Genomic DNA, 16,801 nt, shown 5'->3' on the forward strand with positions numbered 1-16,801 from the left:
ATTGACGTTGAGGAAGCCAGCGATGAGTCGTGTCGAAAAAGCCATCCGTATCGATCAGCACGGCGGGCCCGAGCTGATGCGCCTGGTCGACGTCGAGCTTGGCGAGCCGGGCCCCGGCGAGGTTCGCATCCGCCACATGGCTTGCGGCCTGAACTACATCGACATCTACCAGCGCAGCGGCGTCTATCCGATGCCCATGCCGCTGACCCTGGGCATGGAGGGCGCCGGCGTGATCGAGGCGGTGGGCGAGGGCGTCGGCCACCTGGCCGTCGGCGACCGCGCCGCCTATGCGAGCCAGCCGCCCGGCGCCTATTGCACGGCGCGGGTGATGCCGGCGCGCGCGGTGGTGCGATTGCCGGACGAGATCACGTTCGAGACCGGCGCGGCGATGATGCTCAAGGGCCTGACCGTACAGTACCTGCTGCGCCGCACGCTGCCACAGGGCGGCCTGAATGCCGGCGACTTCGTGCTCTTCCATGCCGCCGCCGGCGGCGTCGGCCTGATCGCCTGCCAATGGGCGAAGGCGCTGGGCCTGCAGCTGATCGCCACCGCCGGCAGCGACGAGAAATGCCAGCTGGCGCTGGATGCCGGCGCCGCGCATGCGATCAACTACCGGCGCGAGGACTTCGCCGCGCGGGTGCGCGAGATCACCGGCGGGCGCGGCGTCAAGGTGGCCTACGACTCGGTCGGCAAGGACACCTTCGAGGGTTCGCTGAACAGCCTGGCGCCCTTCGGCCTATTGGCCAGCTTCGGCAATGCCTCGGGCAAGGTGCCGCCCTTCGACACCGGCGCGCTGGCCGCCCGCGGCTCGCTGTACCTGACCCGACCGACGCTGTTCACCCATCTGGCAACGCGCGAAAGCGCGCAGGAAATGGCCGATGAGCTGTTTGCCGTCGTGCTGGCCGGCCAGGTGAAGATCCATGTCGAGCGGCGCTACCCGCTGGCCGAGGTCGCGCAGGCACACCGCGACCTGGAGGCGCGCACGACGGTCGGTTCCGGCGTGCTGCTGGTCTGAGACCTCGACGGGCTGTCAGGCCGCGGCGGCCGTCGCGGCCTGCGCGATGGGCTGCTGCACCTGCTTCAGCGCAACCTCGAAGCTGAAGCAGGAGCCGGTGCCCGGCTGGCTCTCGACGACGACCTGGCCGCCCATCAGGCCGACCAGGCGCTGGACGATGGTCAGGCCCAGGCCCGTGCCGCCATAGCGGCGCGTGATGCTGCCGTCCGCCTGGGTGAAGGGATCGAAGATCTGCGCGATCTGCTCGCGCGTCATGCCGATGCCGGTGTCGTGCACCGCGAAGCGCAGGCGCAGCTGATCATGGCCATCGCCGGGCTGCGGATCGGCCTGGCGCACCTCGACGCGCACCTCGCCGCGCTCGGTGAACTTGAGCGCATTGCCGACCAGATTGACCAGCACCTGGCGCAGCCGCAGGGCATCGCCGCGCGCGGTCTGCTGCACGCCCGGCTGCACCCGCGCATGCAGGGCAATGCCTTTCTCGTGTGCCTGCACCAGCAGCGGATGCAGCGCCTCGCGCAGCACCTCGTGCAGCGAGAAGGGCTGCTCCTCGATCACGACGCGGCCGGCCTCGATCTTGGCGACGTCCAGCAGGTCGTTGATGATGACCATCAGACCCTTGGCCGAGTTGTGCGCCAGCTCGATGAACTTGCGCTGGCGCTCGTTCAGCTCGGTCTGCAGCACCAGCTCGGTGAGGCCCAGCACGCCGTTCATCGGCGTGCGGATCTCGTGGCTCATATTCGCGAGAAAGCTGCTCTTGGCCTGGCTCGCGGCCTCGGCCGCCTCGCGCGCGGCCTGCAGCGCCGCCTCGCTGGCCTTCAGGTCGGCGATGTCGCGCGCATTGAGCTGCATCACCTGGTCGCCGGTGACCGGGTCGCGCATGGGCCGCGCATCGACCGCATGCCAGCGCACGCCGGCCGTGGTCAGCAGTTCCAGATCGGCGCGGTAGCTGTCGCCGGCCTGCACCTGGGCGAAGATGCGCTCGGCGTCCGCCGGGTCGGCAAACAGCTGATCGAACTCGCGGCCGCCGATGAAGGCCTCGGGCTTGCCGAAGGTCAGCGCCGCGGCCGGGTTGCGCATCAGCGTGCTGCCGTCGCGCAGCGAGAACACGGCGATGCGCACCGAGGTGTGCTGCAGGGCCTCGACGCCACGCAGCATCGACTTGTCGCTGCCGCTGGCCAGCGAATCGGCGGCGAAGAGCATGACCTGGCGTCGATCCGGCGTGCGGATGCCGCGCGAGACCAGCATCACCGTCGTTGGCTGGCCCTTGGGGTAAAGCGTCCATTGCTCGCGCACGATCTTGCCCTGGGTGTGATCGGCGGCGGTGACGGCCAGACGCTCGCGCACGGCCTGGCTGGTGTCGGAGAACTCCCGCGACAGGAACTCCTCGGCGGTCTCGGTGCGCCAGAAGCTCAGCGCGGCCGCATTCGCCCAGAGATTGCGTTGCCGTTCGGGGTCGAAGACCCACATCGGCACGTCAAGCCAGTCGTAATGCGTCAAGCTGGAAAAATCGAGCATGGAGGGTGAATGGGCCGGGCAGGGGCGGCCACATTGTGGCCTGCCCTGCCGGCATCGCTGCTAGGGGCTATGCTTATTTTCGGCGTCGTTTGTGACGCTCTGCTCGCTACGGACTCAGGTCTTGCGCACGCGTCGCAATTCGTCCCAGATCAGCAGCACCGCGCCGACCGTGATCGCGCTGTCGGCGATATTGAAGGCGGGGAAGAACCAGCCGCCCCAGTGGACCTGGATGAAGTCGACCACATAGCCGTGCAGCAGGCGGTCGATCACATTGCCCAGGGCGCCGCCGAGGATCAGGCTCAGCGCCAGCGCGAACAGGCTCTGCTGGCCATGGCGCTTGAGCATGAAGACGATGAAGACGGTGGCGGCCAGACCCAGGCCGACGAAGAACCAGCGCTGCCAGCCGGCCGCGCCGGCCAGGAAGCTGAAGGCCGCGCCGGTGTTGTGCACGCGCACCACGTTGAAGAAATCGGTGACGTGGCGGCTGTCGCCAAGCTGGAAGGCGCCCAGGATCAGCACCTTGGTGAACTGGTCGAGCAGGATCACGACCAGGGCAATGGCGAGCCACAGCAGCAGGCGGGGCGAGGAATTGTTCTTCGAGGGCATGCGGGAAAAGCGATGGCGCCGCGGCATGCGGCGTGGCCGTTAATGTAGCGTCTGCGCGCGCCGCGCCCGGCGCGCGAGCTTGCCGGGCCGGCCGAACAGGAGTAGAAATGGATCCATCCCGGACGCGGTCATGCAAAAGGGCAGGGCCGTCAGGCGGAGAAGGAAAGGCATAGGAGCACACATATGCGCAAACGCATCTACTGGCTGCTACCGAATCTGGACAGTGCCAAACGGACGATGGACGAGCTCTTGCTGGCCCGCATCACCGAGCGCCACATCCACTTCGTTGCTGCCGAGGGCGCCGACATGACGGGCCTGCACGCGGCCAACTTCCTGCAGACCTCGGACCTGGTCCAGGCCGCGCAGACCGGCATGCTGATCGGCGCCGGCATCGGCGCGGCGGCCGGCGTGGCCGTCGCCTACGAGCTGGCCAGCACGGCCGCACCGGCGGCGGTGGCGATCGCGATGGCCGGCATCGGCGCGGTGCTGGGCACCTGGGCCTCCAGCATGATCGGCAGCTCGACGCCGAGCCGGCGCCTGCGCCGCTTCGAAGCGGCGCTGGAAAAGGGCGAGTACCTGCTGATTGTCGACGTGCCGCGCACCCGCGTCACCGAGATCGAGGCCTTGCTGGAATCGAATCATCCGGAAGGGCATTTCGAGGGCCTTGAGCCCAATGTGCCGGCCTTCCCCTGAGGGAAGAAGCTAAAAGGGGCGCCTTCGGCGCCCCTTGTTCTTGCGGCCTGGCTCAGGCGATGTGGCGTGTCTCGCCCTCGCCGTAGAGATTGCTGTCGCAGCGGCCGCAGATCGTCGGATGCTCGGCATTCGCGCCGACGTCGGCGCGGTAATGCCAGCAGCGCTCGCACTTGGCCTGCGTCGAGGGCGCGACGGTGATCGTCAGCGCCTCGGCCGGCAGCAGCGTCGCGGCCGAGGTGATGAAGATGAACTTCAGATCCTCGCCCAGCGTTTGCAGCAGGGCCAGGTCCTCGGCATTGACACCCAGCGTCAGCTCGGCCTGCAAGGATGAGCCGACGGCTCCCGTCGTGCGCACATCCTCGATTGCCTTGTTGACCGCGTCGCGGATCGCGTGGATGCGGTCCCATTTCGCGATCAGGCCGGCGTCGCCGCCGTGGGTGAACTTCCAGTAAGTCTCGGTGAAGATCGAATCGTCGGCATGGCCGCCGTCGAAGATCGCCCAGGCCTCCTCGGCGGTAAAGCTGAGGAAGGGCGCCATCCAGCGCAGCATCGCGTGCGTGATCTGCCACAGTGCCGTTTGCGCCGAGCGGCGCGCCAGGCTCTTGGGCGCCGAGGTGTAGAGCCGGTCCTTCAGCACGTCGAGGTAGAAGCCGCCGAGGTCCTCGGAGCAATAGACCTGCAGCTTGGCGACGACCGGGTGGAACTCGTAGCGCTGGTAGTGGGCCAGGATTTCCGTCTGCAGCTCGGCCGCGCGGGCCAGCGCATAGCGGTCGACCTCCAGCAGCTGCTCGGCCGGCACGGCATCCAGCCTGGCGTCGAAGTCGCTGGTGTTGGCGAGCAGGAAGCGCAAGGTGTTGCGGATGCGGCGGTAGCTGTCGACGACGCGGGCGAGGATCTTCTCGTCCAGGCCCAGATCGCCCGAGTAGTCGGTCGCCGCCGTCCACAGGCGCAGGATCTCGGCGCCCATCTTGTCGCTGACCGCCTGCGGCGCGACGACATTGCCGACCGACTTGCTCATCTTGCGGCCCTGGCCGTCGACGACGAAGCCATGCGTCAGCAGGCCCTTGTAGGGCGCGCGGCCGTACAGCGCGCAGGCGATCAAGAGCGAGCTGTGGAACCAGCCGCGGTGCTGGTCGTGGCCCTCCAGGTAGAGATCGGCCTCGGGGCCGCTGTCGTGCGCGGCGCCCGCGTGGCTGCCTTTCAGGACATGCTGGAAGGTCGAGCCGGAGTCGAACCAGACGTCGAGGATGTCGCTGCCCTTGCTGTAGGCCTCGGCCTCGGCACCCAGCCACTCGGAAGGGTCAAGTTTTGCCCAGGCTTCGACGCCGCCGGCCTCGACCAGCTGGGCGGCGCGCTCGATGAAGTCCAAGGTCTGCGGATGCGGCAGGCCCGTATCCTTGTGCAGGAAGATCGGCAACGGCACGCCCCAGCTGCGCTGGCGCGAGATGCACCAGTCGGGCCGGCCGGCGATCATGTCGTGCAGACGGGCCTTGCCGTTCTCGGGATAGAAGCTGGTCGCTTCGATCGCCGCCAGCGCGGTCTCACGCAGCGTCTGCTCGGCCTTGTCCTGCGTGAACAGTCCCTCGCCCTCGTCCATGCGGACGAACCACTGCGCGGCCGCGCGGTAGATCACCGGCGTCTTGTGGCGCCAGCAATGCGGGTAGCTGTGCGTGATCTTGCTGTGCGCGGGCAGGCGGCCGGCATCTTCCAGTGCCTGCGCGATGACGGCATTGGCCTTCCAGATGTGCTGGCCGCCGAACAGCGGCAGTTCGGCCGCATAGGCGCCATTGCCCTGCACCGGGTTCAGGATGTCCTTGAAATCCAGGCCATGCGAGACGCAGGACTGGAAGTCGTCCAGGCCATAGGCCGGGGCCGAATGGACGATGCCGGTGCCGTCCTCCGCCGTCGCGTAGTCGGCCAGGTAGACGGGGCTCTCGCGGTCATAGCCGGGGTCCACATGGGCCAGCGGATGCTTGAACTTGAGCATCGCCAGGTTCTTGCCCTGGGTCGTCGCCAGAACCTTGCCGTCGAGCTTCCAGCGCGCCAGGCATTTCTCGACCAGGGCCTCGGCGACCATATAGAGGCCACGGTCGGTGTCGACCAGGGCATAACTCAGCTCGGGGTTCAGGTTCAAGGCCTGGTTGGCGGGGATGGTCCAGGGCGTCGTCGTCCAGATGACGGTGAAGGCATCCTTGTCCAGCTTGCTCAGGCCGAAGGCGGCGGCCAGCTTGTCCGGCTCGGCGGCCAGGAAGGCGACGTCGACGGCCGGACTCTGCTTGTCCGCGTACTCGATCTCGAACTCGGCCAGCGAGGAGCCGCAGTCAAAGCACCAGTAGACCGGCTTGAGGCCACGGTAGACGAAGCCGCGCTCGAACAAGCGCTTCAGCACGCGGATCTCGCCGGCCTCGTTGGCGAAGTTCATCGTCTTGTAGGGGCGGTCCCATTCGCCGAGCACGCCCAGGCGCTTGAAGTCGGCCTTCTGCTGCTCGATCTGCTCGCCGGCATAGGCGCGGCTCTTGGCCTGCACCTCGTCGCGCGGCAGGCCGCGGCCGAAGGTCTTCTCGATCTGGTTCTCGATCGGCAGGCCATGGCAGTCCCAGCCGGGGATGTAGGCGGCGTCGAAGCCGTCCAGCTGGCGCGCCTTGACGATCATGTCCTTGAGGATCTTGTTCGCCGCATGGCCGATATGGATCTGGCCGTTGGCGTAGGGCGGGCCGTCGTGCAGCACGAACTTCGGCGCGCCGCAGCGCGCATCACGCAGGCGCTTGTAGAGCCCCTTGTCCTCCCAGGTCTTGACCCAGCCCGGCTCGCGCTTGGGCAGGTCGCCGCGCATCGGGAAGGGCGTGTCGGGCAGGTTCAGGGTGCTGCGGTAGTCTTTGGCGGAGTCAGTCATGGCGGAACCGGGCGTTCGGCAAGCGGGCGCTTGCGCGGTGGAAGAGAGAGACGAAGAGGCGAGGGCGGACGGGCGGCGGGATGGGGCCGCCGGGCGTCAAATTCGGTCGCGGGTGGTCTGGCGACGCAAGGACGCGTGGGTGGCCAGATAGGCGCGCGCTGCGTCCGCGTCCCGACGGATCGCGGCCGTCAGGGCGGGCAGGCCCTCGAAGCGGGCTTCGTCACGCAGTTTGTGCAGCAGTTCCACGCGCACGAGTTTACCGTAGGCGCCGTCGCGGCCCAGGGCGGCCGGCCAGTCCAGGCAATGGACCTCCAGCAGCACGCGGCCGGCGTCCTCGACGGTCGGTCGCACGCCCAGCGAGGCGACACCATCCAGCGGATCGTCGGCGAGGCCATGGGTGCGCACGGCGAAGATGCCGTGCGCGGCCGGCTTGTCGTGCGGGAAGCGCAGGTTCAGCGTGCGGAAGCCGTCGGCGGCGCCCTCGGACGATTCGTTCAGCCGCCGGCCCAGCTTCTGGCCGTGGACCACATGGCCCGAGATCGAATAGGGCCGGCCCAGCAGCGCCGCCGCGCCCTCCATATCGCCGGCGGCCAGCGCCGCGCGCACGGCCGAGCTGGACACGCGCTCGCCATGCACCTCGTAGCTCATCATTCGCGCGACGTCAAAGCCGCGCTGGCGGCCGGCCGCATCGAGGCTGGCGTAATCGCCCTGGCGCTTGGCACCGAAACGGAAATCGTCGCCGACCAGCACGTATTTGGCGCCCAGGCCGCGGTCCAGCACCTCGGCGATGAAGTCCTGGGCCGGCAGCGAGGCCAGCTGCTCGTCGAAGCGCAGCACGACGACCTGGTCGATGCCGCAGCGCTCGAGCTCGCCGAGCTTGTCGCGCAGCGAGGCGATGCGCGCTGGCGCCAGTTCGGGCTTGCCCATCTTGCGGGCAAAGAAGTCGCGCGGATGCGGCTCGAAGCTCATCACGCAGGACGGCAGGCCGCGGTGCTGGGCCTCGGACTTCAGCAGCGCCAGCATCGCCTGGTGGCCGCGATGGACGCCGTCGAAATTGCCTATCGTCAGCGCGCATGCGCCGGCGATGCCTGGATGGTGGAAACCGCGGAAGACCTGCATGGGCGCCGATTATCGGGGCATGGCAGTCCCCAGAACTGGGGAGGTTGCCCGGACCGAATCGGCCTTATGGTCCGCTCAAACCGGCCGAGGCTCCTGCCTGGCCGCAGCTCGACCGCATGCCTGTCCGGCGCATCAGCGGAGGCCTCATGCAACACTCTCGCGGCAATCTCTCCAACCTGCTGACCATCAGCGAACCGCTCGGACCGATATCCCATGAGCGCATCGTCGACGAGTTTGTCGACGAATTGGTCGACGACGATGTGACGGCGTTCAAGGAGGTCAATCAGAAGCCCTATACGCTGCTGCTGGGCCGCAAGGGCGCCGGCAAATCGGCGCTGATCACGGACCTGAGGCTGCAGATGCAGCGCCGCAATGACGGCAAGACGAGCTTGGGCGGCGGCAGGCATCAGCGACGCCAGGACTTCGTCATTTCGGTGCTCACCTGGCAGCACTTCAACAAGATCGTGCTCAGCGTAGGGCGGAAGTTCTCGGTCGATGAGGTGCTGGGCGAAATCATTCCGGTCGAGCATTTCATCGAGCTCTGGTATGAAATGCTGTGGGACGAAATCATCCAGCATTTCTATAACCTGGCCCATTACGAGGACAGCCGGGTCCTTCTTGCGCCGGTGGATGCCTATGTGAACGCCGCCGGACCTTTCGAGGGAAACCCGCGCGACGAGGCGCGGCGCTCTTTCGAAGCCTCGCGCCGGGCGGTGCTGGCCTATCTCGAAAGCCGCGGCGTCAATCTGTATTTCCTCTTCGATTCGATGGACAACTACCCGGTCCGCAAGCCCACGTTCTCGAAGATATTCACCGGCCTGTTCCAGGCCCTGACCCGGGTCAGCGACGATTCGCCGCGGATTCATGTGACCTTCTGCGTGCCCGAGGAGGTCGAGGACTTCATGACCGCGTCCTCGACCAATCTGATGAAGGACTTCGCTTCATCGTTCCGGATCAAGTGGAAGCCCATCGACCTGCTGCGCGTGGTGGCGCACCGCCTGCGGCTGTCGGCCCGGCTGCATGATCCGGCCCTGTATGCGATGAGCAGCGAGTTCGATTTCGCCCAGCGGGAACATATCCACCAGTTCTTCGATGCCGTTCTGCCGGCCGAGATCACCAATGGCCAGGGAACGCAGGAAAACACCCTGGCCTACATCATCCGGCACACGCAGCTGCTGCCGCGTCACATCATCGACATCTTCAACCGGACCATCAGCAGCCACTACCGGCAAGCCAAGAGTTTCACCGGGGTATCGCAGGAGGCCGTGCGCGAAGGGGTGCGTGATTCACAGCGGCTGATTTCGGCGCAGATTCTTCATCCCTATGAGCAGCTCTATCCCAAGCTGCTGTCGGCCTGCCGGTCCATCCTGCCGGACCTGGATCCGATCTGCAGCTTTGCGGTGCTGAGAAAGAACCAGGGCCGCTTCCAGCGCAAGATCGAGGACGATATCGGCTCGGTCTGGGATACCTTGTTCCGCATGGGCGTGCTGGGGCGTTCGATTGCGCAGACCGGCGCGCATGCCCACCATGTCGACATGAACGACCGGTATTGCTACGGGCAGTTCCACTTCAATATCGAGGGCGCGTTCGGCCTGGCGACCGATGGCGAGTACTGCTTCCATCCGGTGTTCAGCAGGGCATTCGGAATGGTCAGGCGCACGGACGACAAGCGCGTCGTCTATCCGGCCCATATCGATCTGTTCAATGTCTACGGCGAGCAAGCCTGATCTCCGTTCGGCGCGGCGCCTGGCCTGGCTCTTGCCGGCGGCCGCGATCGCGGTCTTCCTGGCTTCGCTGCTGCTGGCCTGGTGGAAGCACGACGCCCACTGGGTGCAGCGCGGCGGCGCGCTGATTTCGGCGCTTGCGGCGGCGGCGATCCTGCTGCAGATCCTGCACGAGATGCGACTGGAGGAGTCGCGGCACGAGATCGAGACGCAGGGGGCGCAGGAGCAGGGCGAAGCGATCGGGCCGATCGACGCGCTGGCGACCAGGATCGCCGGCCGGCAGCGCGAGCGCGCCATCGAGGAGCTCAAGCGCAGCCGGCTTCGCATCGCCGGCTATGTGGTGGGCTGTGCCATTGCGGGCGAACTCCTGCATGGCTTCGGCGACCTGATCGCCCACGGCTTGCTGGGCTTGGGGCACTGAGCGCCCCGGGCGGGTGCCGCAGCCCGGCCGCTCGCTCAGGCCGGCAGCGGCACCTGCAGATGCCGCTCGGCCACCCCGACCAGATCGTCCATCTCGAAGGGCTTGACCAGGTAGTCGTCCATGCCGCACTGGATGCAGCGCTCGCGGTCGCCGTTCACCGCGCTGGCGGTCAGCGCGACGATGGGCACATGGGGCAGGAGCATGCGGCGCTCGTGCGCGCGCCAGCGCCGCGTCGCCTCGAAGCCGTCGAGCTGCGGCATCTGGCAGTCCATCAGCACCAGGTCGTAGTCCCTGGCCTTCATCTGCTCCAACGCTTCCACGCCGTTCTCGGCCTGATCGACCGCCAGGCCGCAGCGCTCCAGCATCGAGGCGGCGACCAGCACATTAACCGGGCTGTCGTCGACCAGCAGCACGCGGCCGCTGAGCCGCGTCGCCGGGGCGCCGCTGTCTCCCGCGGGTGCTGTCGCCCGCTCGGGCAGTTCGCTGCAGGGCTGCAGCGGCAGCGTGAACTCGAACAGGCTGCCCTGGCCGGGGATGGAGCTGCAGCGCAGATCGCCACCCATCGCCCGCGCCAGCTCGCGCGAGATGGTCAGGCCCAGGCCGGTGCCGTCTTGGCGGCGTGGCCGGTCGGCGCTGCGCGCCTGCTCGAAGGGGGCGAACACGCGCTCCATCTGGTCGGCGGCGATGCCCTCGCCGGTGTCGCGCACCGCGAAGCGCAGCAGGGCGCCGGCGCGCATATCGTGCACGGTGCTGACATCGACGGCCACCCGGCCGCGCTCGGTGAACTTGATCGCATTGCCGACCAGGTTGTGCAGCACCTGCTTGATGCGCGAGCCGTCGCCCAGCACATGGGCGGGCAGCGCCGGGCTCAGCTGCAGCTCGAACTGCAGGCCCTTGTCACGCGCGGTCTGGCGCAGGAGCCGGCAGACGTCGTCGACGACCTCGGCGACCGCGACCGGACCGGCGTCGACGGCCAGCTTGCCCGATTCGATACGCGCCAGGTCCAGGATGTCGTTGACCAGGGCCAGCAGATGGCGGCCGGAGCGGCGCACGATGTCGATCTGCTCGCGCTGCTGCGGATCGAGCTCGGAGCGCTCCAGCAGCTGGGTCATGCCCAGGATGCCGTTCAGCGGCGTGCGGATCTCGTGGCTCATCACCGCGACGAAGCGGCTCTTGCTGGTGCTCGAATCCTCGGCGCTTTGCAGCGCCTGCTGGCGCTGCTCGGCCAGCCAGGCATGGGCGAAGCGCAGGCGCAGCAGCTCGGTGGTGCGCGCCTCGATGCGGCGCGACTCGACCAGGGCGATGGCCAGGAACAGCAGCAGGCCCAGCGTGACGAACAGGCCGGCCTGCGTGCCCAGGCTCAGGTGGTGGACCAACAGCGGCGCGAAGCTGATGCCGCAGAACAGCAGATTGGCGCGCCACATGCTGGACAGCGAGAGCACGCCGCTGGCGCCCAGACCGACGACCGAGGCCAGCATCAGGCCTTCCAGATCGGGCAGCGTCGGCGTGTGGAAGAACCAGCCCATCAGGCCCCAGCTGAGCGCATCGGCGCCGAGCAGCAGCAGGTAGCGGCGCAGCCAGCGGGCGGCTTCGGCGGGGCCGGGGCGGGCGCGGCGGAATTGCCAGGTATCGAGGCAGCGCAGCGCGACGATGGCGCTGCGCGCGGCGAACCAGCCGGCCAGCAGGCCATGCGGCAGATGCGGCCACAGGCTCAGCAGCGGTACCAGGCAGAAGATCCAGCCCAGGGCCATCGGCACCAGGCTCAGCTCATACAGCGATGCGACCTGCTCGGCGCGCACCTGGGCGCTGATGTCCGGGCTGGTCTCCTCGTTCCCTCGATTCGGCGCTGTGGAGTGCGCTGCTGTCATAGTTGTTCCCAACGACGCGGTTGGCTACTGCTTGCACCTTCGCCACCGGTTTCGGCGCGATCTGTCGCCGCGCCCTTGTGCTGCGCTATTTCTAACCGGGCGCGCCGGCGTCCCGCCTAGGAACAACCCTGGCGCGTCGCGCCTCAGCCGCGTTTTTTACGGGCAAACCCGGGTCGGGCAATCCCGATCAGGCGCTGACCAGGGCCGGACTCGCCACCCAGCGCCATTCGCCCGGCTGCAGCTCGGCGGGCAGCTTCAGTGCGCCGAACTGCGGGCGGTGCAGGCCTTCGACGCGGTTGCCGACCGCGGCAATCATGCGCTTGACCTGGTGGTACTTGCCCTCGATCAGGGTCAGGCGGATGCCGTAGGCACCGGCCTCGGTCTCGTAGGCCTCGGCGCCCTCGGCGCGGGCCAGCTCGGGCTTGTGGTGCGGCTTGGGGTCGGGCTCGCGCAGCTCCACGCCGGCCAGCAGCTGTTCGATCATCGCCGCGGTCACCGGATGCTTGCAGCGCGCCTCGTAGATCTTGGGCACATGGTGCTTGGGGCTGGTCAGCTTGTGGATCAGCGCGCCATCGTCGGTCAGCAGCAGCAGGCCGGTCGTGTCCTCGTCGAGCCGGCCGATCGGCTGCACATTGCGCTCGCGCAAGGGGCCCGGCAGCAGGCTCATCACGCTGGGATGGTGCTTGGGCCTTTGCGAGCATTCATAGCCGGCCGGCTTGTTCAGCAGCACCAGCGCCTTCTCGTAAAAGGGCCAGGACTTGCCGCCGACCTCGAACTCGAGCCCCGTGGTCTCGAACTCGGCCTCGGGGTCGTCGACCAGCTCGCCGCCGACCTTGACCTGCTCGTTGTAGATCAGGCCCGAGCACAGGCGCCGGGTGCCGAAGCCCTGCGAAAAAAGGATCTGGGACAAACGCATCTTCATGCGGGCATTGTCGCTTCAGAGCTCGGCCGCACTGGCCAGGCCCGGCAGACCCGGCAGGCCGCTGGCCGCCCGCACCGCGCGCAGCACCGCCTGCGCGGTCACTTCGGCCGCGAGCGCGCCGAGCCAGCCGAGATCGGCCTCGCGGCCCGCGGCGCCGGTCGCCAGCGCAAACATCACGTCGCCATCGCTGGGCGTGTGGACCGGATTGATCGTGCGCGCCAGGCCGTCGTGTGACATCTGCGCGATCTTCTTGCACTGCGTCTTCGTCAGGCGCGCATCGGTGGCGACGACGCCCAGGGTCGTCGCCGTGCCGCGCAGCAGGCGCGCCGGCCGTTCGCCGGCCAGCAGGGCCCGGGCGGTACCGCGCGGGCGGCCGTCGGCGCCGCGCGCGCCGGCAAGGACGCGCCCGCTGGCCGGGTCGATCACGTCGCCGAGCGCGTTGACGGCGACCAGCGCGGCAATGGTGATGCCGTCCAGGCAGATCGAGGCCGTGCCGATGCCGCCCTTCATCGCATATTCCAGACCGAACAGCTTGCCGACGCTGGCGCCAGCGCCGGCGCCGATGCTGCCCTCGGCCGGCGGGGCCTCGCTGGCCGCCTCGCAGGCCGCATAGCCGGCGGCCGCGTCCGGAGTGATGGCCGGATCGCCGAGCCAGAGGTCGAAGAGCACGGCGGCCGGCACGATGGGCACGCGCGCGGCGCCGACGGGCAGGCCGTGGCCACGCTCGGCCAGCCAGCGCATCACGCCGCCGGCGGCGTCCAGGCCGAAGGCGCTGCCGCCGCTGAGCAGCAGCGCGTGCACCTGCTCGACGGTGTTCTCGGGCGCCAAGAGATCGGTTTCGCGCGTGCCCGGCGCCGCGCCGCGCACATCGACGCCGGCGGTCGCGCCCTGTTCGCATAGCACGACCGTGCAGCCGGTCGGGCGGCGGGTGTCGCTGTGATGGCCGACCTTGAGGCCGCGCACATCGCAGAGGCTGCCGCCGTTCATCGGCGTATCACTTGCTGCCGATCGGCTTCAGGCCGCCGCAGTCGGCGCCGAGCCAGCGCGCGTCGCCGCTCAGCTGGATCGTCTCGCTGCGGCCGCCCGCGCTCTGCTGCGTGACGCGGGTCTTGCTGCTGAAGCCTTCGTCGCCATGCAGGGTCACCTCGCTATCGCCCTCGGAGACCGGATCGGTGCAGCTGAAATGCGTCTGGATCACATTGCCTTCGCGCTTGGTGTCCTGGCGGCAATTGCCCTTCTCGGTGACCGGGGGCGTATTGCGCCGCGCCTGTTCCTCGCTGATGCAGGCCTTGATCGTGATGCCGCCGCCGCCCAGATCGATATTGACGCCGCGCTGCGCCATCATCTGCTCCACCATCTTGCGTTGCTCGGGCGGCAGCTCGGCCATGCGCTTCTTGGCCTCGTCCAGCTGGGCCTGGCGCTGCGGGTCCAGCTGCGGCAGCTGGCGGATCTCCCACAGGCCCGGCTTCATGTTCTGGGCCTGGGTGCAGAAGGGAATCAGAACGGCACAGGCGAAGATCAGGGCACGCATCGTGAGACTCCGGCGACGGCAGCGAAAAGGCCCGCCCGGCGCAGTGCCGGCGGGCCTTGCAGTGTAGCGCCGTGGCCTAGGCGAAGACGCCGGCCTGGTCCTGCATGCGTGCGCTGACCTCGCCCAGGTGGTGCAGGGTGTCGCCGAACTGCATCTCCATCGCCGTCAGGCGCTTGAAGTAATGGCTGGAGACGTACTCGTCGGTGACGCCGATGCCGCCGTGCAGCTGCGTGCATTGCTGGCCGACGAAGCGGGCCGAATGGCCCAGCTGCACCTTGGCCTGCGAGAGGGCGCGGCGGCGCGCGGCCGGCTCGTCGCCGAGCTTCAGCGTGGCGAAATAGCTCATCGAGCGGCCCAGCTCCAGCTGCATCTTCACGTCGGCAATGCGGTGGCGCAGCGCCTGGAAGCTGCCGATGACGACGCCGAACTGCTTGCGCGTGTTCAGGTACTCGGCCGTGATCGCCGTCAGCTTGTCCATTGCGCCGACCGCTTCGGCGCACATCGCCGCGATGCCGACATCGACGGCCAGTTCCAGCAGGGCCAGGCCCTGCTCGGGGCCGACCAGCAGCGTCGCCGGCGTGTCTGCGAGCGTCAGCTCGGCCGCGCGCGAACCGTCCTGCAGGCTGTAGGCGCGGGTCGCGAGGCCGGCGGCGCCGCGCCCGACCAGATAGAGCGCGATGCCACCATTCGAGCCCTCGGCCTGCGCCGGCACGATGAAGGCATCGGCCTTGTCGCCGGCCGGCACCAGGCTCTTGGCGCCGCTGAGCTTGCCGCCGACCGCTCGGGTGGCGACCTTGTCGAGCGCGTAGCGGGCCGCGCGTTCCTGATGGGCCAGCACGACCAGCGCCTCGCCGCCGGCGATCTGGGGCAGCCACTGGGCCTGCACCGCCTCCGGCGCCTGGCGCAGCACGGTCGGCGCGATCAGTGCGGCCTGGGCATAGGGCTCCATCACGATGCCGCGGCCCAGTTCCTCCATCACGACCATCGCGTCGACGGCGCCAAAGCCGAGGCCGCCCTGTTCCTCGGGCACCTGCAGGCCCATCAGGCCCAGGCCGATAAGGCCATCCCAGGCCTCCTGCGAGAAGCCGCCGGCCTTGACGATCGCGTGGCGGCGGGTGAAGTCATAGTCCTTGTCGACCCAGCGGCGCACCGCGTCGCGCAGCGATTCCTGGTCTTCGGTGAAATCGAAATCCATCTCTGTACTCCTTAGCCGAGCACCGTCTGCGCGACGATATTGCGTTGCACTTCGTTCGAGCCGCCGTAGATCGTCGTCTTGCGGTAGTTGAAGTAGTGGCTGGCGAGCGGCGCGCAATGGGCGGCGCCGACGTAATCGCCCTGCCAGCCGGCCTCCATCGCCTCCTGGATGAAGGGCAGGCTGTAGGGGCCGCCGGCCAGCATCATCAGCTCGGTGTAGCGCTGCTGGATCTCGCTGCCGCGAATCTTCAAGAGGCCGGCCACGTCCAGCGACTGCTTGCCCGACTTCTCGGCCGACAGCACGCGCAGCACCATCATCTCGAGCGCGACGATGTCGACCTCGAGCAGCGCGATCTGGTCGCGGAAGCGCTGGTCCTCGTAGACACCCTCGGCCTTGGCGATGCGCTTGAGCCGCTCCAACTCGCGCTTGCCGCGGTTGACGTCGGCGATATTGGTGCGCTCATGGGCCAGCAGGTACTTGGCGTAGGCCCAGCCCTTGTTCTCCTCGCCGACCAGGTTCTCGATGGGCACCTCGACGTTGTCGAAGAACACCTCGTTCACCTCGTGCTCGCCGTCCAGCATGATGATGGGCCGCACGGTGACGCCGGGCGACTTCATGTCGATCAGCAGGAAGGAGATGCCGGCCTGCGGCTTGACGCTGCTGTCGGTGCGCACCAGGCAGAAGATCCAGTCGCCGTACTGGCCCAGCGTCGTCCAGGTCTTCTGGCCGTTGACGATGTACTTATTGCCCTGACGCTCCGCGCGCGTCTTGACCGAGGCCAGGTCCGAACCGGAGCCCGGCTCGCTATAGCCTTGGCTCCACCAGACCTCGCCGCTCATGATGCCGGGCAGGTGCTTTTGCTGCTGCTCGGGCGAGCCGAAGGCCATGATCACCGGCGCCACCATCACCGGGCCGAAAGGCACGACGCGCGGCGCGCCGGCCAAGGCGCATTCCTCTTCGAACAGATGGCGTTGCACCGCGTTCCAGCCCGGGCCGCCGAACTGCTTGGGCCAGGCCCAGCCATGCCAGCCTTTCTGGCCCAGGATCTTGGCCCAGCGCTGCAGATCGTCCTTGTTCAGCCGCAGCGCGTTGTGCACCTTGTGGCTGATGTCCTTGGGCAGATTCTCGGCCACCCATTGGCGGATATCGGCACGAAAGGCCAGTTCCTCCGCGGTGAAGTTCAGGTCCATAGATGTCTCCTACTTGCTGACCGTGTTTTAGCACGATCGTTCTTTTTCAGGATGTCCCGGGTGGGACAGCGCGCCTGGGATGGGGTGAATGGCCTCGATGGGCGGGGCA

14 protein-coding genes are annotated in these 16,801 nt (G+C 68.1%); 4 read left to right on the top strand and 10 right to left on the bottom strand.

The window, feature by feature from the left end:
- The first annotated feature begins 22 nt into the window (after window positions 1–22).
- The gene (locus QWJ38_RS07470) at window positions 23–1,015 is read left to right on the top strand and encodes a quinone oxidoreductase family protein (protein ID WP_290358429.1); all 993 of its coding nucleotides are present in this window, start codon (window positions 23–25) and stop codon (window positions 1,013–1,015) included.
- 15 nt (window positions 1,016–1,030) lie between these two features.
- Here QWJ38_RS07470 and QWJ38_RS07475 read toward each other — a convergent pair whose 3' ends face one another.
- On the bottom strand, window positions 1,031–2,530 hold the full coding sequence (locus QWJ38_RS07475) for a hybrid sensor histidine kinase/response regulator (RefSeq protein WP_290358430.1): 1,500 nt from the start codon (window positions 2,528–2,530) through the stop codon (window positions 1,031–1,033).
- A gap of 114 nt (window positions 2,531–2,644) precedes the next feature.
- Window positions 2,645–3,136, bottom strand: a complete 492-nt coding sequence (gene lspA, locus QWJ38_RS07480) for a signal peptidase II (protein WP_290358431.1) — start codon at window positions 3,134–3,136, stop codon at window positions 2,645–2,647.
- Between the two features lie 183 nt (window positions 3,137–3,319).
- Here lspA and QWJ38_RS07485 point away from each other — a divergent pair, with 183 nt between their 5' ends.
- Window positions 3,320–3,829, top strand: a complete 510-nt coding sequence (locus QWJ38_RS07485; protein ID WP_290358432.1) for a DUF1269 domain-containing protein — start codon at window positions 3,320–3,322, stop codon at window positions 3,827–3,829.
- Between the two features lie 52 nt (window positions 3,830–3,881).
- Here the strand turns inward: QWJ38_RS07485 and ileS are convergent, their stop codons facing one another.
- Both ileS and QWJ38_RS07495 read right to left on the bottom strand, forming a co-directional pair.
- Window positions 3,882–6,722 carry an isoleucine--tRNA ligase gene (gene ileS, locus QWJ38_RS07490; RefSeq protein WP_290358433.1) on the bottom strand — a complete coding sequence of 947 codons (2,841 nt, stop codon included), beginning with the start codon at window positions 6,720–6,722 and terminating at the stop codon, window positions 3,882–3,884.
- A gap of 96 nt (window positions 6,723–6,818) precedes the next feature.
- Window positions 6,819–7,841: a bifunctional riboflavin kinase/FAD synthetase gene (locus QWJ38_RS07495; RefSeq protein ID WP_290358434.1), complete on the bottom strand. Its 1,023-nt coding sequence runs from the start codon at window positions 7,839–7,841 to the stop codon at window positions 6,819–6,821.
- On the opposite strand from QWJ38_RS07495, the gene QWJ38_RS07500 reads away from it, so the two are divergent.
- Both QWJ38_RS07500 and QWJ38_RS07505 read left to right on the top strand, forming a co-directional pair.
- On the top strand, window positions 7,796–9,568 hold the full coding sequence (locus QWJ38_RS07500; protein ID WP_290358435.1) for a P-loop ATPase, Sll1717 family: 1,773 nt from the start codon (window positions 7,796–7,798) through the stop codon (window positions 9,566–9,568). The two genes, QWJ38_RS07495 and QWJ38_RS07500, sit on opposite strands and share 46 nt — an antisense overlap.
- On the top strand, window positions 9,546–9,986 hold the full coding sequence (locus QWJ38_RS07505) for a hypothetical protein (protein ID WP_290358436.1): 441 nt from the start codon (window positions 9,546–9,548) through the stop codon (window positions 9,984–9,986). Before QWJ38_RS07500 ends, QWJ38_RS07505 begins: the two co-directional genes overlap by 23 nt.
- A gap of 35 nt (window positions 9,987–10,021) precedes the next feature.
- On the opposite strand, the gene QWJ38_RS07510 is transcribed toward QWJ38_RS07505, so the two are convergent.
- From QWJ38_RS07510 to QWJ38_RS07535, 6 genes are all read right to left on the bottom strand, one after another.
- Entirely contained in the window at window positions 10,022–11,854 is a 1,833-nt protein-coding gene (locus QWJ38_RS07510; protein WP_290358437.1) for a response regulator, read from the bottom strand.
- Window positions 11,855–12,041: 187 nt separating this feature from the next.
- Window positions 12,042–12,770: a pseudouridine synthase gene (locus QWJ38_RS07515; RefSeq protein WP_290358971.1), complete on the bottom strand. Its 729-nt coding sequence runs from the start codon at window positions 12,768–12,770 to the stop codon at window positions 12,042–12,044.
- 21 nt (window positions 12,771–12,791) lie between these two features.
- Complete coding sequence (locus QWJ38_RS07520; protein WP_290358438.1) at window positions 12,792–13,763, bottom strand: P1 family peptidase; 972 nt, start codon at window positions 13,761–13,763, stop codon at window positions 12,792–12,794.
- A gap of 7 nt (window positions 13,764–13,770) precedes the next feature.
- Window positions 13,771–14,307 carry a DUF3617 domain-containing protein gene (locus QWJ38_RS07525; RefSeq protein ID WP_290358439.1) on the bottom strand — a complete coding sequence of 179 codons (537 nt, stop codon included), beginning with the start codon at window positions 14,305–14,307 and terminating at the stop codon, window positions 13,771–13,773.
- A 76-nt stretch (window positions 14,308–14,383) separates the two neighbouring features.
- The gene (locus tag QWJ38_RS07530) at window positions 14,384–15,502 is read right to left on the bottom strand and encodes an acyl-CoA dehydrogenase family protein (RefSeq protein WP_290358440.1); all 1,119 of its coding nucleotides are present in this window, start codon (window positions 15,500–15,502) and stop codon (window positions 14,384–14,386) included.
- A gap of 11 nt (window positions 15,503–15,513) precedes the next feature.
- Window positions 15,514–16,692, bottom strand: coding sequence for an acyl-CoA dehydrogenase family protein (locus QWJ38_RS07535; RefSeq protein WP_290358441.1), 1,179 nt, complete (start codon window positions 16,690–16,692; stop codon window positions 15,514–15,516).
- Window positions 16,693–16,801: the final 109 nt, after the last annotated feature.

This window comes from Roseateles violae, assembly GCF_030410485.1.
In the GTDB taxonomy this organism is placed as follows: domain Bacteria; phylum Pseudomonadota; class Gammaproteobacteria; order Burkholderiales; family Burkholderiaceae_C; genus Roseateles_D; species Roseateles_D violae.